The sequence below is a fragment of the Amycolatopsis dongchuanensis genome, from assembly GCF_039542405.1.
Lineage (GTDB): Bacteria > Actinomycetota > Actinomycetes > Mycobacteriales > Pseudonocardiaceae > Amycolatopsis_E > Amycolatopsis_E sacchari.
On the sequence record NZ_BAABIB010000107.1, the window covers coordinates 1 to 15,295 of the forward strand.

The following is a 15,295-nucleotide window of genomic DNA, read 5'->3' on the forward strand; positions in this document are numbered from 1 at the left end:
CGACACACCCGGAAGCATCCCAGCCAACAACCGAAATCATTGTCAGACACGCCCTAGGTGGACCTGTTGGACGGACCCGTTGGGCGGACCCGTTGGGCGGACCCGTTGGGCGGACCCGTTGGGCGGACCCGCTTCGTCGGGCCGACCCCGCTCCGCCGGGCAGCGCCGTTACCGCGGGGCGCTCGCCACCTGTCCGAGGGTGCGGTCGCCGCCCCTGGAGCGGGCGGGTCACCGCCTTGCGCTGCCCCGCCCCGTCGACAGAGCTGCCACCGCGCGGCGCTCGCGGCTCCTAGGAGCGGGTGCGGTCGCCGCACTGCGCCCCCGTCCGTCCAGCAGGACTGTCTCCGCGCTGCCTCGCCTCCCATCGAGCAGCACGGACACCGGACAGCCCTCACGGCTCCGTCAAGCAGCACCGTCGCCGGAGGGCGGTGCCCACCGCCCCTGGGGCAGCACGGTTACCGCGTCGCGGTCACCACCCCGCCGAGCCGTGCCGCCACCGCGTGGCGCTCGCGGCTCCGCCGAGCGGCACTGTCCGCCCCGCCTGCGCGTACCGCCCCGCCGAGCAACGCCGTCCCCGCAGCATCCACCGCCCTGCCGAGCAGCACCCTTACCGAGTGGCGCTCGCCGCTCCGTCGAGCAGCTCGGACACCAGCCGCCTGGCGTAGGCCGGTTCGAGCCCGTCCGGCCGGAACAAGATGCGGTACATCATCGGCGCCACCAGCCGGTCGAGCACCGTTTCCACGTCCGGCACGCGCTCCCCGCGCTCTGCGGCCCGCTTGAGGATCACGTCGATCTGCTCGGCCGCGTAGGCCGAGCACTGACCGGCATTGCTCCCGTCCGGGTCGCCGAGCAGCGCGTCCCGGATATACGCGCGGCCCGGAGGCGAGGACATCTCGTCCAGGAACTCCTCAGCCCACGACTTCAGGTCGGCTTCGAGACCACCCCGGTCCGCAGGCGGGCACTCCGGCCGGAGGATCTCGACGGCGACATCGGACAGCAGCCACCGCACGTCGCCCCATCGGCGGTAGATCGTGGACGGCGTGACCCCGGCCCGGGCCGCGATCTGGGGCACGGTCAGCCCTTCCCGCCCCAACTCGGCCTCGAGCTCGCGAACGGCGGAGTGCACCGCTTCCTGAACCCGGGCGCTGCGACCCCCCGGGCGCACCATCGGCCTACGGCTCATACTTTCAGCTTAAGGCAAAGATCCCCCTTTCCAGCGTCAGCTCCCAGGCCCGGCCGACCCGGAACAGGAGCGGCTCGGCCAGCGGCCGCCCCAGCAACTGCAGCCCGATCGGCAGGCCGGCCGAGTCGGCACCGACCGGCACCGTCAGCGACGGGAGCCCGGTGATGTTGGCGGGCGCGGACAACCGGACGTAGGCGTCGGATACGCTTTCGACTGTGCCGTCCGGCCAGGTCACACTGTCCTGACCCGACGGCACGGCCGTCAGCGGCACTGCCGGGGCGGCGAGCACGTCGACCGGCTCGAGCATCCGCAGCCACTCGCGGCGCAGGAGCGCGCGGGCACGCTGGGCCCGCAGGTAGTCGCCCGCCGGCAAGAGCACCCCGGCTTCGAGCAGTACCCGGACGTCGGCGGCATACAGCTCCGGCACGGTCCGCAGCGTGCGTTCGTGGTAGGCGGTCGCCTCCGGCACCATCAGGCCCCACTGGATCGCCTGGACGTAACGCGTCATCGGGACCTCGACCTCGACGAGCACGGCGCCGAGCGACTCCATCCGTTCGATCGCCTGGCGCACCGCGGCTTCCACCTCGGGATCGACGTGCTCGAAGTAGTAGTTGCGCGGCACGCCCACCCGCAGCCCGGCCAGCCCACCGTCCACAGTGGCCGGTCGCCCGCCGGTCAGCACCGGCAGCACGAGCGCGGCGTCCTCGACCGTGCGCGTGATCGGGCCGACGTGGTCCAGCGACCACGACAGCGACACCACACCATCACGCGGCACCAGGTCGTAGGTCGGTTTAAGCCCGACGACTCCGTTGAGCGCGGCGGGCACCCGGATCGAGCCGCCGGTGTCGGTGCCGAGCGCGAACGTGGCCATGCCCGCGGCGACCGCGACGGCGGAACCACCGCTGGAGCCCCCGGCGATGCGGCCAGGGTCCCTCGCGTTCGCCGTCTGCGGCGTGATCAGCCCGTACGCGAACTCGTGCGTATGGGTCTTGCCGATCAGCACCGCGCCCGCGTCGGCCAAGCGGGCCGCGACGACGCTGTCGGCTTCGGCCCGATGCCCGGCGCGGACACGGGAACTGCCGGTGGTCGGCAGCCCGGCGACGTCGATGAGGTCCTTGAGCCCCACGGGAATCCCGTGCAGCGGGCCGCGGTACTCACCCCCGGTGATCTCGCGCTCGGCCTGGCGGGCCGCCTCACGCGCCCTTTCGGCGGTCACGGCCACGTAGGCGTTCAGACGCGGCTCCACCTCCTCCACGCGGGCCAGCACCGAGTCGACGAGCTCGACCGGGGACAACGCGCGCGTGCGCACTGCGTCAGCGGCGGCGGCGAGGGTGAGTTCATTCGGTCCCACCAGGCACCTCCTGGCGGAAAGGTGCCGTCTCCCCGAGGTCGAGCTCACGCAGGACGGACACGACGGAGTGGATGTGGTTGGCAGTGGCGGCCACCACGTCGTGACGGTCCCCGGACAGCGGCAGCCCGGCACGGGCGGCCCAGCGAGCCGCTTCCGGTGGGGCGAAGTCGGACATCGATCCTCCCGAAAAGCTAAAAGTTTGCGTTTAGGCAGAGTAGCCCGTATCGTCGCTTAAAGCAAACCCGTTGCGTTTAGGAGGAGTGGTCATGAGCGTCCCGTCGTGGACCGTCGGCGAGTTCACCGTGCACCGGATCGACGAGGTGTCATTGCCGCCCGCCACCGGTCCCTGGCTGCTGCCCACCGCCACTCCCGACGTCGTGGCCCGGCACGACTGGCTGCGGCCCCACTTCGCCGGGGACGACGGAGTGCTGCGCCTGGCCAGCCACACCTTCGCCGTCTCGGTGGGCGGGCACCGGATCGTCGTGGACACCGGCATCGGGAATGGCAAGCAGCGCGCCAACCCCGCCTGGCACAACCTGCACACCGCCTACCCCGACCGGCTCGCCGAGGCCGGGTTCGCCCCGGAGACGGTCGATCTCGTGGTGCTCACCCACCTGCACACCGACCACGTCGGCTGGAACACCCGGCTGGAGGGTGGCGAGTGGGTGCCGACGTTCCCGAACGCCCGATACGTGACCTCGCGCGTGGAAAGGGAGTTCTGGGCCGGGTACGCGATGGACGAACCGCGGCAGCAGATGTTCCGCGACTCCGTGCTCCCGGTCGAGGACGCGGGCCTGCTCGATCTCGTAGACGTCCGAAGGGACGGTACGGAGATCACGCCCGGGGTCCGGCTTGTGCCCACACCCGGTCACACGCCGGGGCACGTCGCGGTGCGGCTGGACAGCGGCGGCCGGACGGCGCTGATCACCGGTGACTGCGTGCACCACCCGGTCCAGGTGCCGCACCCGGAGATCACCAGCTGCGTCGACATCGACCCGGATCTCGCCGTGCGCACGCGCCGCGAGCTCTTCGAGTCGCTCGCGAGGAGCGACATCCTCGTCTTGGGCACCCACTTCCCACCACCGACCGCCGGACGGATCGCCGATCAGGGTGGATCCCTGCGCTGGGAGCCGGTGAGTTAGGTGTCCGTGAGCAGGGGGCCGCGTTCAAGCACAGGCCGTGCGAGCCGGAATTGTCGGATGCCGTTGGTACGGTGCGGCGCAAACGCGGGCGAGCGAGGGGAACACCGGTGGCGGAGGTGGCACTGCGGTTGGTCGAGGATGCCGACCTGGACGCGCTGTTCGACCAGAGGAGTGATCCCGAGTCCATCCGGATGGCCGCTTTCACCACCAGCCACCCCGACCGTGAAGCGTTCGACGCTCACATGGCGGAGACACGCAATTCTCCTGACATCACCCTTCGTGCCGTCACGTGTGACGGGCGCCTTGTCGGCAGCATCGCCAGCTTCGTCATGGAGGGGGACACCGAGATCACTTACTGGATCGACCGTTCGGCCTGGGGACGTGACATCGCCAGCCGAGCACTGGCCCTCTTTCTCGACACGGTCGCGACCCGGCCCCTGTACGCCCGCGCCGCCAGCGACAACCACGGCTCACTCAGGGTCTTGCGGAGAGCGGGTTTCACGGTCATCGGCACGGAGATCTCTTACGCGCCAGCCCGTGGCACCGAAATCGAAGAGACGATCCTGCGTCTCGTTTAGGACGTCGCATTGGATCGACTCGACGTGGGAAGGCGTCCAGTCGCGGTATCACCCCGGGCAGGCGCCCATCGTCGCCACCATCGGGATTTCCGCAAGGTCGTCAAGATCTCGCGAAATACACCGCCGCCCTCCCACGCTGGCTCGCCCGCTTCGCGACGCAACGCCGTTACGGGGCACTTGGCGAATGTTCACCGGGATGGCAAGGCTTCTTCGTCGCGGACGATTCGCGCGCTGCGGCACGCTGACCGCCTCGCCGCCTTCATCCTCTGGTGCGCCAACGACGTCGGCCGCCGGACACGCCGCAACCCGCGACCTTCCCTGCGAGCATTGCCGGGATGGGCGCCGGTCACTCAACTCGGTAACGGAGGTGCGTAACCTCTGGCGCCGATACGGCATCGCCAGCGAGCACCGACTCGCCGAACGAGGTCAGCGCGGGTCCACAGTGGACGTTCGCGTTGATCATGAAGTGCTGTGGGCGGGACCGGCTGAGCGTTTCGCCTGCCACTGTTCGACGGCGACCTGCACGGCCTGCTCGTCTTCAAGCGCGTGCGCGCCGGAGGCTCCGGCGGCGCCGAGGATCACGTTGCCGTCGGTGACGAGGACACCGCCGGCCCACGGGACGAAGTCGCCGTGGTACAGGTGCTGGATGCTCTCGACGATGCCGGCCGGGAGCTCGATCTGGCCCGACGGCTTCAGGGCGAGCAGCGCGCTGCGGGCCTTCGCGACGGCGATCCGGCTGGTCATGGGCATGCCGCCGTCGGCGCGGCGCAGGGTGATCACTTCGCCGGCCACGTCGAGCACGGCGACCGCGAGGGGTGGGAACCCCCGCTCGGCCGCGACGGTCAGCGCGGCGTCCACCAGCCAGTCGGCGTCGGCGAGCGTGAGGCCGGGGAGGCGAGGTGAGTCGATCATGGAAAGGAGCTTAGCGCCGGGAATCGCTGGGTGGGTGGGAATAAGCGCGGTCCTGGCGGGCCGCCACGCGCGACGGTGCCAGCCGCCGGGTGGGGGCGAAAGGCTCACCGGTCCACGTTCAGCCGGTGTGCGGAAGTGGTGGGCCCGACTGGCGTGAAGGCGCTGGGCCCGGGCCCAGCCACCAGCTAGCGCCGCGCGGGAGCGCTGATCGCGAGCCATCGGCGAGCGGCAGCGCTGAGCCCCAGGCCCGGCCGCCAGCGGTCACGGGCCGGGTCTGGACAAGCAAGCCCCCAGTGGCGAGCGGAAACGCCAGCCAGCGGCGGGTGAGAGAAGTCCAGCCCCGCCTGGCCGCCGGCGAGCGCGGATAGGTCCAGGGGTGGTCATCCACAGGCGGAGGCGCGGGCACCAGCCAGCGGCGGGTGACAAGGAGCCCGGCCCCGGGCCCGGCCGCCAACTGGCGCAGAGGACCGCAGTGGTCGTCCACCGGCGGAGGCCCGGCGCAGCCGCGAGCCTCATGCGAGAGCGCCGAACGCCGGCCGTCAGCGGGTGCTGCGGAAGATGCGCCGCCACCAAGGGGACGTCGGCGCAGGCGAGACCGGATCGGGCGGAACCGACGGAGGCGAGACCGATCCGGACGGAACCGAAGCGGGCGAGGTAGGCCCGCGCGAAACCGAAGCGGGCGGGGTAGGCCCAGGCGGAACCGACGCCGGCGGAACCGACGCCGGCGGGACCGGCGCGGCCGCCTGATCGGGCGACACAGGGCGCGGCCCCGAGGCGGCCATCGGTGGCGGCGTCTCGTCGTGGACGAACTGGCCGCCGTAGCCGGGCTGGGCCACGGGCGGCGGGGTGTCGTCGTGGATGAACTGGCCGCCCTGGTCTGCGCCGGGGTGCTCGCGGGGACCGGAAGCCTCTGTCACAATTCGCCACCTGAAGTCGCGGTCTACGGCGTCGTCGAGGATACGGCTGCCGCCACGGTTCCGGAAGGTGAGCGCGTGCCCACGACCCTCGTCGGCCTGGTGCTGTTCCTCGTGCTGCTCGTCCCGGGGTTCGCCTACACCCTGCGCCGCGAACGGCTCGCGTCGGCACGCGCGGTTTCGACGTTCCGCGAGACCGTCGAGCTCGCGTTCGTCAGCGTCGTCGCCGATGCGGTCGTGTTGCTGCTGTTCACGCTCGTGCGGGCGATCTTCCCCTCGTGGACGCCCGACGTGCGCCAGTTGCTGCGCGAGCCAGGCCGCTACGCCATCGACAACCTGACCTCAGTAACCCTGTGGGCCCTCGGTCTCCTCGCCGTCGCGGCCGGGCTCGCCGCCGGGGCCGCGAGCCTGCGCCGTCGCCGGGAACACGCCGCCCGCGTTTCGGCGTGGACGATGCTGTTCACCGAACACCCCGGCGCACGCATCCACGTCGGCTGCCGGCTGGACGACGGGAGCTACGTCGCGGGCCGCCTGCGCACGTACAGCCGCTCCGGCGATGACGTCCCCGACCGCGACCTGACGCTCACCGGCCCGATCTCCTACCGCGCGCCGGGCGAAACGACCACCACCGTCCTGCCCGACGTCGGGGCGGCCGCGGTCAGCGCCCGCAACCTCACCCTCCTCACCGTCACCTACGAGGTACCGGTTACGGAATCCTGACGGCACGGCCCGAAAACCCGTCCGCGGCACCGGACCGCACTACGGTTCCCCCGGTGATCGAACGTCTCCAGGGCGTCCGGCGCGACCTGCTCGCCGGAGGCCTCGTCGTGGTGCTGGTGGTACTCGCCGTCGCCGGATGTCTGTGGTGGAACCCGGGCAGGCAACTCGGCCCACGTGCCTTCGCCGGAGCGGGGCCCCGGTTCGGCGAGTGGCCGATCCTGGGCACATTCCTGCCGCACGCGGGACCAGCCACCGCCACGACTGTCCTCATCGGACTCGCGGTCGTCCTCTACGGACCACGGCTGGCCGCACACCTGCCCTGGCGGTACGCGCTCGCCTCCGCTTACGCGGCCGCCGTCGCCTGGACGTGCTCACTCGCCCTGATCGACGGCTGGCAGCTGGGCATCGCCGGGCGCCTGACCACCAGCGCCGAGTACCTGACCGAAGTCCCCGGCATCACCGACATCGGCAGGATGCTGCGCACCTTCAGCAGCCGCATCCTGGACTTCCAGCCGGACTCCTGGACGACGCACGTCTCCGGCCACCCTCCCGCCGCGACGCTCGTCTTCGTTTGGCTGGACCGGATCGGGCTCGGCGGCGGGGCGGCAGCGGGCATCGTGTGCATCCTGGCCGGGGCGTTGACCGCGATCGCCGTGCCCGTCACGATCTCCGCGCTCGGCCGCCGCGACCTCGCCCGCGCGGCGCTGCCGTTCCTCGTGCTGTTCCCCGGAGCGGTCTGGGTGGGGGTGTCGGCGGACGGCCTGTTCGCCGGGGTCACCGCGACCGGCATCGCGCTGCTCGCGCTCGGTGCCACCGGGCGGCTGGCGTGGGCCGCCGCCGCGGGAGTGGTGCTGGGTTTCGGGATCTTCCTGTCGTACGGGCTCGTGCTGATGGGCGCGATCGCGCTCGCCGTCGTGGTGCACACCCGCCGCTGGGCCGCGCTGGCGCTGGCACTGGCCGGGGCGGCCGTCGTCGTGGGGGTGTTCGCGGCGGCGGGGTTCTGGTGGCTCGACGGCTACCACCTCGTCGTCGAGCGCTACCACCAGGGCATCGCGGACCTGCGCCCCTACTCCTACTGGGTGTGGGCCGATCTGGCGTGCCTGGCGCTGGCGACCGGTCCCGTGCTCGGCCCCGGTCTGCGGCGCACGGCGTGGCGCACCGGGCTCGGCGCGGTGATCGCGGGAGCCGTGGTGGCGGTGGCCGCGTCCGACCTTTCCGGACTGTCCAAAGCGGAGGTCGAGCGCATTTGGCTGCCGTTCGCCGTGTGGCTGGTGGCCGCGGCCGCGTTCCTGCCCCAGCGTTCCCACCGCTGGTGGCTCGCCGCGCAGGCGGCCACGGCGCTGGCGGTCAACAGCCTCGTCGTGACGAACTGGTGAGCAGCCTGACCAGGTAGGACAGCCCCGACACGGCGAACATCGCCGCGACGAGCCAGAGCCAGCGCCCGAGGTACGGCTGCTGGCTTAGCGAAGTCGCGGCGAGGTGCGTGGCGCCGCCCTGCCGGATGATGCCCGGCAGAAACAGCAGGAACGTCAGGCCCGCGCCCAGCAGCGGCAGCCGGACGTGGTTGACCACGCGAACGGGCAGGCGGGTCAGCGCCCGGTCCGCCAGCGCGCCGAGCGGGAACAGCACCAGGTCGTGGACGACCGCCGCCCCGGCGAACCAGAGCAGCACGGTCAGCCCCACCGGATCGCCCCACAGGAACGAGGCGGCGTAACCGGCGAGGGCGAAACAGGCCAGCAGCAAGGGAATCCGCTTCATCAGGCGCTCCTGAAGTCGAGTGCGCGAACCCATTTCGTGCAGTGCACCCCCGGCAGGGCGGGCACGATGATCCGCGCCGGGAAGCCGTGGTCGAGGCTGAGGTCGGCGCCGTTGACGCGCAACGCCAGCAGCGCGTCGGGATCGGTCGTCTGCCCGTGGTTCAGCGTCGCCTGGGCGAAAGGTCCCTGTTCCAGCGAGGAGACGAACGCGGACGCGGGTTCCGGCACGCCCGCCAGCGCCGCGAGGTCACGCAGCCGGACGCCGGTCCAGGTCTGGACGGTCGACCAGCCTTCCACGCAGGCGATCGGCAGCCGGGCCATGTGCTGCGGGAGGGCCAGCAAGTCGGCTCGGGTGAAGGTGCGCCCGGTGGCACCGGTGATCGTCAGCCGCCAGTCCTCGCGGACCACGACGCCCGCCGCCGCAGCTGTCTTGTTGATCGGGTACCGGTTCGCCCCCTCCCCCGGTTCGGTGCCACGTGGCAGCAGGAACGCCAGGTCCCGCAGCGGGCCGCCGACCGTCTGGCCGGCGGTGAGCAGCCCGACGAGCAGCGCGCCGCCGCCGACTGTGCCCAGCAGCCCGCGCCTGCTCATCGTCAGCGGGGCGGGCTCCTTCGCGCGCGGGGTGGCCGGTGCGCTCCGACGCAGCGAACGGATCATCGTGGGCAGTTTGAGCGCGACGTGCGTGACGAAGGAGGCGATGAACACCCAGGCGCCGAAGTAGTGCCCGGTGTAGAAGCTGAACCCGAAGACGTAGTCGTACTGGATGTTCAGCACGCCCGTGACGATCTCGAACAGGACGCTGCCGACGAGCAGCAGCAACGACAGCCGTTCGAGCGCGTGCGCCACCGAACGGACCGGCGGCCAGGCGAACAGCTTCGGGATGACCGACCACAGCTTCGCCAGCACGACCGGGACCAGCACCAGCCCGAGGCCCACGTGCAGGCCCTGCGTCAGCCGGAACAGCCAGGACGGCCGGGTCGGCCAGTCGAACAACGGCAGGTGCAGCCAGCCGACGTCAGCGGGGAGGTGCTGCCCCGGCCCGTACGCGACGAAATCGAGCAAGCCGGTCAGGACCACCAGCGGCAGGCAGGCGAGCAGGACCGCGCCGAACACCGAGGTGAGCCACGGGCCGCGCAGCGGACTGCGGAACCGGAACAGGTTCTTCACGCGGCCGATGCTAGGGACGGCCACGCCACGGGGGCAGCGATCGCGGGCGGCGGTGAGGAACTCGTAAGACCTGGTGATCCACAAAGGACTCCCGGGACGAGAGGTTTACCGGCCGTGGTCCGCGGGAAGGCGCAACCACCGGCTGGAAGGAGTGAGCACGATGGTTCAGCCAGTACCACCGGGCCCGGATCCGGTGCCGAGGCCCGTCCCGGACCCCGGGCCGCCGCCTCCGGACCCGATCCCGCCCGGCCCGCCGATCCCGCCGGAACCGGACCCGCCCACCGCCTAGCTACGCGTGGCCCGGGGTTCGGCGGGCGCGGTCCTCCTCGCTCCAGCACACCAGCGGCTGCAGCGCGCTCATCAGGCTCCGGGCCCGCTCGGTCGGGTGGTACGTCACGAGCACCGGCGTGGTGGGCACGACGACGCGCTCGATCAGCTCCTCGGCCTCCAGCTCCCGCAGGCGCTGGGCGAGCAGCCGGTCGGAGATGCCGGCCACCATCGCGCGGTACTCCACGAACCGCTGCGCGCCCCGCACGCCCGCCAGCAGGATCCCGCCGGTCCACTTCCGGCCGACCAGCTCCACCGCGTCCTGGAAGCCCCGGCACCGCTCGTCGTCGATGTGCTCGAACGCCGGGACCAGGGCCCTGTTCGTTCCGCTCATGCCCCCAGTGTACTTACAAAAGGTAAGTCGCTCACCAGGTGTTTGCCGCTGGGCGGGCCGATGGGAATCCTGGAGCCATGCACACCTCCGGCAGCCGCGTCGAGTTCGGCGTGGTCCTCACCTCCGTGACCCTCGCGAAGCTCGCCGAGGACCTCGGGTACGACCTCGTCGTCGTCCCGGACCGCGAAGGCGAACTCGACGCGTGGACCCTGCTGTCCTGGATCGCCGCCACCACGGAACGCATCGGGCTCGCCGCGGAAGTGAGCGGGCCACCGCACCTCCCCGCGATGCTCGCCCGCGCCGCGACCAGCCTCGACCAGCTGTCCGGCGGCCGTGTCCGGCAGGACCTGCCGTCCAGGCTGGTCGTACCGGCCGAGGCGTCCCCCGAGGACCTGCTCCCGCTGATCACCGAGCACGAAGCCCGCACGATCCTGCTCACGTCTGCGGATCCGGACACCCTGAAGCGGTTCGCCGAGGTGATTCCGGCGCTGCGCAAGGCGGTCCCCCGCAGCGCGGCCGCGCTGGCGCTCCGGCGCCCGGCGATCGACTATGACCACGTGCCCTCCTCGATCGCCGAGGTGGTCGAGCCGGGTGACCCCGCCTACCGCCGCTTCCGGTCCGGCTACCTGCGAGGCGGTTCGCCCGGGATCGTGCTGCGGGCGGCCGACGCCACGCAGGTGTCCGACGCGCTGGCCTTCGCCCGGCGGCACCCGCACCTGCCGCTGTCGATCCGCAGTGCGGGGCACGGCATCAGCGGCCGGTCCACCAACGACGGCGGCATCGTCCTCGACGTCTCGTCGATCAACGGCATCGAAGTGGTCGACAAAGCCACCCGCCGGGTGCGGATCGGGCCCGGGGCGCGCTGGATGGACGTCGCCGCCGCGCTCGAACCGCACGGCTGGGCGCTCAGCTCCGGCGACTACGGCGGTGTCGGGGTCGGCGGCCTGGCCACGGCGGGCGGGATCGGCTTCCTCTCCCGCGCCCACGGCCTGACCATCGACCACCTGCGTGAGGTCGAGATGGTGCTCGCCGACGGTTCGGTGGTGCGGGCGAGCGAGACGGAGAACCCGGACCTGTTCTGGGCTGTGCGGGGCGCGGGCGCCAACTTCGGGGTCGTGACGTCGTTCGAGTTCGAGGCCGACGAGGTCGGGCAGGTCGGCTTCGCGGTGCTCGTGTCCGACGCGAGCGACCCAGCGGATTTCCTGCTGCGGTGGGGCCGGGTCGTCGAGGAGTCACCACGGGACCTGACGAGCTTCCTCATCCTCCCGCCGGCCCGGCGGGGGCAGCCCCCGGTCGCGCAGACGATCTCGGTGGTCGCCTCGGACGAACCGGACACGGTGCTGGAGCGGCTCCAGCCGATCGCCGACATCGCGCCGCTGTACGGGCAGCAGGCCCAGATCGTGCCGTACGCGGCGGTGATGGCGAACGCGAGCGACGACCCGCACCAGGCCGTCGGCGAACCGGTCTCGCGCAGCGGCCTGCTCGACCACGTGACGCCGGAGTTCGCCGCGACCGCCGCGCAGGTGCTCCGCTCCGGCGGGCTGCACTGGTTCCAGCTGCGGGCCGTGGGCGGCGCGGTGTCCGATGTGGACTCCGACGCCACCGCCTACGCCCACCGGTCCGCGAACTTCAGCGTCGTGGGCATGGGTTTGCGCGACGACGCGGTGGACGCGGCGTGGGGGCGGCTGCGGCCGTTCTTCACCGGGCGGTACCTCAGCTTCGACAGCAGCACCGATCCCGGCCGGATCGCGGACGCCTTCCCGCCGCGCACGCTCGCCCGGCTGCGCGACCTCAAGGCGAAGTACGACCCCGACAACGTCTTCCGCGACAACTTCAACGTGACCCCCGCACAGGAGAAATGATGACCGACTACGGACAGGAACTCACCTTCGGCGCCTTCGTGACCCCGGCGGCACGGCCGCCGCTGCGGGCCGTCGAGCTGGCGGTGCACGCCGAGGACGCCGGGCTCGACCTGGTGACCTTCCAGGACCACCCGTACCAGCCGTCCTTCCACGACACGTGGACGCTGCTGTCCTTCGTGGCGGCCAGGACGCGGCGGATCCGGCTGTCCGGCAACGTGCTGAACCTGCCGCTGCGCCCGCCCGCCGTGCTGGCGCGCGCGGCGGCGAGCCTTGACCGGCTCTCCGGCGGCAGGCTCGAGCTCGGCCTCGGCGCGGGCGGGTTCTGGGACGCGATCGAGGCGATGGGCGGACGGCGTCTGACGCCGGGGCAGTCGATCCAGGCGGTGGAGGAGGCGATCGCGATCATCCGGGGCGTCTGGGCGGTGGACGAACCGGGCGGCGTGCGCGTCGACGGCGAGTTCCACCAGGCACACGGCGCCAAGCGCGGGCCCGCGCCCGCGCATCCGATCGGGATCTGGATCGGGGCGTACAAACCCCGGCTGCTGCGGCTCGCCGGCCGGCTCGGCGACGGGTGGCTGCCGTCCCTGTCGTACCTCCCGGACGGACCGGAGTCGCTGGCGGAGCTGAACAAGTACGTCGACGAGGGCGCCGAAGCCGCAGGACGTGCGCCCGCGGAGATCACCCGGTTCCTCAACATCGCGGGGCAGTTCACCCCGAACGGTGGCGGGCTGCTCGTCGGGCCGCCGGAGCAGTGGGCCGAGGAGCTGGCGGACCTCGCGTTGTCCTACGGCACGTCCGGCTTCATCCTCGCGACCGACGACCCGGACACGATGTCGCGCTTCGCCCAGGAGGTGGCGCCGCGGGTGCGGGAACTCGTGGCGGTCGAACGCGCCGGGTAGCGGAGGCTCTACGATCCGTCGGGTGACCACCTACGACGACCTCGCCGAGTTCCTGGACGCCTCCAGCCTGCCGCCGCGGCAGCAGCGGATCCTCGCCACGATCCGGGACTGGGTGGTGCGGTACGGCTACCCGCCGAGCACGAGGGAGCTCGGGGACGCGGTCGGCCTGCGGTCCACCTCCTCGGTGTCGAAGCACCTGGCGAGCCTGGAGGAAAAGGGTTTCCTGCGGCGCAGCAGCAGCATGGCGCGGCCGATCGACGTGCGGATGTTCCTGGGGGAACCGGGACAGCGGTCGTCCGATGTGGACTCCGTGCCGGTGCCGGTCGTCGGCGACATCGCCGCGGGTGTCCCGATCACGGCGGAGGAGCACGTCGACGACGTCCTGTCGCTGCCGAGGGAGCTGACCGGCCGCGGCACGGTGTTCGCGCTGCGCGTGCGCGGTGACTCGATGGTGGACGCCGCGATCTGCGACGGCGACATCGTGGTGGTGCGGCGGCAGTCCGAGGCCCACTCGGGGCAGATCGTCGCCGCGATGATCGACGAGGAGGCCACGGTGAAGGTGTACCGGCGCCGCAACGGGCACGTCTACCTCGAACCGCGGAACCCGGCCTACGAGGTCATCGACGGTGACCGGGCCGTCGTGCTGGGTACCGTCGTGTCGGTGCTGCGGAGCGTCTGATTCCGGTAGTCTCACTACATCCGCTCGACGAGCGGGGGATGGGGCGGAAGGTGAACCAGCCGGACGAGGGGCCGCAGGACAGCAGGGTGCCGCTGCTGGAGGCGATCGCGACGCGCATGGGTGAGTTGCGCCGCAGCGAGCGCAAGGTCGCGGAGGCGGTGCTCGCCTCCCCCGGCGACGTGGTGCACCTGAGCATGGCGGCGCTGGCGGAGCGCGCGGGGGTCAGCGAGCCGACGGTGATGCGGTTCTGCACGGCGATGGGGGCGCGGGGGTTTCAGGCGTTCAAGCTGGAACTGGCGCAGACGGTCGCGCTCGGCCTGCCGGCGACGCACAGCGCGATCGAGCCGGGTGAGTCCGTGCCCACCCTCATCGGCAAGGTGTTCGACCAGTCGATCAGCAGCCTCGACCGGGCGCGGCGGGCGCTGGAGACCGAGCGCATCGAGGAGGCGGTGGAGCTGCTGGCGCGTGCGGGCGAGATCGTGTTCGCCGGGTTCGGCGCGTCGTCGATAGTCGCCCAGGACGCGCAGCAGAAGTTCCCCCTGTTCGGCGTGCCGTGCAGCGCGCCGGTCGATGCGCACCAGCAGTTCATCGCCGCGTCGATGGCGGGGCCGGGGACGGTGTTCGTGGCGCTGTCCAACACCGGGCGGACGCAGAGCGTGCTCGACGTGGCGGCGGTGGCGCAGGAGCAGGGGGCGCGGGTCATCGGGATCACCGGTGAGCAGAGCCCGCTCGCGGAGCTGGCGGACGTGCCCCTGGTGGTGAAAACCTTCGAGGACACGGATTTTTACACGCCGACGCTGAGCCGCCTCGCCGCGCTGGTGGTGATCGACGTGCTCGCGACGGGCGTGGCGCTGCGCCGCCCGCCGGAGCACCTGGCGCGCCTGCAGCGGATGAAGGAGGAGCTGACGGCGATGCGCACGGGGGCCCGGAAGGCGGTTTCGCCCCGGGTGGAGTGAGGTTGGGGCGGTCCGGCTGGGGCTGGGTGGGGTTGGTCTGGGCTCGGCGGGGAAGCGCTTTCCGTGGCGGGAAAGCCCTTTCTCAGATTGCGAGCAGTTGGGCGTGGGCCGGGGAAGCGCTTTCCGTGCGACGGGAACGCGCTTTCTGACACGGGAGGCGCTTTCTGAGGCGAGGAGCCGCTTTCCGCGACGCGAAGCAGTCGGGCGGGGGCAGGAAAGCGCTTTCTGAGGCGAGAGTGGTTGCCCGGGGGCAAGGAAGCGCTTTCCGGCGACGTGCGGCCGGGAGCGGCCAGAGGATTGGTGGAGAAAGCGCTTTCGCTATGAGGCGTGCCTGGAATGGGGCGGGGAAGCGCTTTCCTCACCGCCAGCCGCTTGGGGAAGCGCTTTCTGCGGTGGGGGCGGGGCGAACACTGCGAGGTGAGGAGGATGCTCCACGCCAGAGCGCCCCGTTACCTTTTTCGTGGTTCCTGATCAAGGAGCTGTGGTCGCCAGGTTCGGTATGACTGATGCCCCC

At 71.7% G+C, this 15,295-nt stretch carries 15 protein-coding genes; 8 read left to right on the forward strand and 7 right to left on the reverse strand.

Features of this window, described 5'->3' with window-relative positions; genetic code table 11:
- Positions 1-607 precede the first annotated feature (607 nt).
- Genes ABFX51_RS27865 through ABFX51_RS27875 form a run of 3 tightly spaced genes read right to left on the reverse strand, consistent with a single transcriptional unit; the run spans position 608 to position 2,709 of the window.
- Positions 608-1,183, reverse strand: a complete 576-nt coding sequence (locus ABFX51_RS27865) for a TetR/AcrR family transcriptional regulator (protein WP_091505379.1) — start codon at positions 1,181-1,183, stop codon at positions 608-610.
- Between the two features lie 4 nt (positions 1,184-1,187).
- Positions 1,188-2,534, reverse strand: coding sequence for an amidase (locus tag ABFX51_RS27870; protein WP_346055408.1), 1,347 nt, complete (start codon positions 2,532-2,534; stop codon positions 1,188-1,190).
- Complete coding sequence (locus ABFX51_RS27875) at positions 2,521-2,709, reverse strand: hypothetical protein (RefSeq protein WP_346055409.1); 189 nt, start codon at positions 2,707-2,709, stop codon at positions 2,521-2,523. Before ABFX51_RS27875 ends, ABFX51_RS27870 begins: the two co-directional genes overlap by 14 nt.
- A gap of 91 nt (positions 2,710-2,800) precedes the next feature.
- Between ABFX51_RS27875 and ABFX51_RS27880 the strand changes: the two genes are divergently transcribed.
- Entirely contained in the window at positions 2,801-3,676 is an 876-nt protein-coding gene (locus ABFX51_RS27880) for an MBL fold metallo-hydrolase (protein WP_346055411.1), read from the forward strand.
- 107 nt (positions 3,677-3,783) lie between these two features.
- Complete coding sequence (locus ABFX51_RS27885; RefSeq protein WP_346055412.1) at positions 3,784-4,254, forward strand: GNAT family N-acetyltransferase; 471 nt, start codon at positions 3,784-3,786, stop codon at positions 4,252-4,254.
- 459 nt (positions 4,255-4,713) lie between these two features.
- Here the strand turns inward: ABFX51_RS27885 and ABFX51_RS27890 are convergent, their stop codons facing one another.
- Positions 4,714-5,166, reverse strand: a complete 453-nt coding sequence (locus ABFX51_RS27890; RefSeq protein WP_346055413.1) for a GlcG/HbpS family heme-binding protein — start codon at positions 5,164-5,166, stop codon at positions 4,714-4,716.
- Between the two features lie 992 nt (positions 5,167-6,158).
- Here ABFX51_RS27890 and ABFX51_RS27895 point away from each other — a divergent pair.
- A complete protein-coding gene (locus tag ABFX51_RS27895; RefSeq protein WP_346055414.1) occupies positions 6,159-6,800 on the forward strand; it encodes a DUF6338 family protein in 642 nt (213 codons plus the stop codon).
- A gap of 53 nt (positions 6,801-6,853) precedes the next feature.
- Entirely contained in the window at positions 6,854-8,176 is a 1,323-nt protein-coding gene (locus ABFX51_RS27900) for a hypothetical protein (RefSeq protein ID WP_346055415.1), read from the forward strand.
- On the opposite strand, the gene ABFX51_RS27905 is transcribed toward ABFX51_RS27900, so the two are convergent.
- The 3 genes from ABFX51_RS27905 to ABFX51_RS27915 form a co-directional block, all read right to left on the reverse strand.
- The gene (locus ABFX51_RS27905) at positions 8,148-8,558 is read right to left on the reverse strand and encodes a hypothetical protein (protein ID WP_346055416.1); all 411 of its coding nucleotides are present in this window, start codon (positions 8,556-8,558) and stop codon (positions 8,148-8,150) included. The genes ABFX51_RS27900 and ABFX51_RS27905 overlap by 29 nt on opposite strands.
- Positions 8,558-9,724 carry a molybdopterin-dependent oxidoreductase gene (locus tag ABFX51_RS27910; RefSeq protein ID WP_346055418.1) on the reverse strand — a complete coding sequence of 389 codons (1,167 nt, stop codon included), beginning with the start codon at positions 9,722-9,724 and terminating at the stop codon, positions 8,558-8,560. The genes ABFX51_RS27905 and ABFX51_RS27910 overlap by 1 nt, the downstream gene beginning before the upstream one ends.
- A gap of 289 nt (positions 9,725-10,013) precedes the next feature.
- The gene (locus ABFX51_RS27915) at positions 10,014-10,385 is read right to left on the reverse strand and encodes a winged helix-turn-helix transcriptional regulator (RefSeq protein WP_346055419.1); all 372 of its coding nucleotides are present in this window, start codon (positions 10,383-10,385) and stop codon (positions 10,014-10,016) included.
- 77 nt (positions 10,386-10,462) lie between these two features.
- Between ABFX51_RS27915 and ABFX51_RS27920 the strand changes: the two genes are divergently transcribed.
- Genes ABFX51_RS27920 through ABFX51_RS27935 form a run of 4 tightly spaced genes read left to right on the forward strand, consistent with a single transcriptional unit; the run spans position 10,463 to position 14,781 of the window.
- Positions 10,463-12,247 carry an LLM class flavin-dependent oxidoreductase gene (locus ABFX51_RS27920; protein WP_346055420.1) on the forward strand — a complete coding sequence of 595 codons (1,785 nt, stop codon included), beginning with the start codon at positions 10,463-10,465 and terminating at the stop codon, positions 12,245-12,247.
- Positions 12,247-13,146, forward strand: coding sequence for an LLM class flavin-dependent oxidoreductase (locus ABFX51_RS27925; protein WP_346055421.1), 900 nt, complete (start codon positions 12,247-12,249; stop codon positions 13,144-13,146). The genes ABFX51_RS27920 and ABFX51_RS27925 overlap by 1 nt, the downstream gene beginning before the upstream one ends.
- Before the next feature lie 22 nt (positions 13,147-13,168).
- Complete coding sequence (gene lexA / locus ABFX51_RS27930) at positions 13,169-13,825, forward strand: transcriptional repressor LexA (protein ID WP_091505392.1); 657 nt, start codon at positions 13,169-13,171, stop codon at positions 13,823-13,825.
- 38 nt (positions 13,826-13,863) lie between these two features.
- Complete coding sequence (locus tag ABFX51_RS27935) at positions 13,864-14,781, forward strand: SIS domain-containing protein (protein ID WP_346055422.1); 918 nt, start codon at positions 13,864-13,866, stop codon at positions 14,779-14,781.
- Positions 14,782-15,295 lie beyond the last annotated feature (514 nt).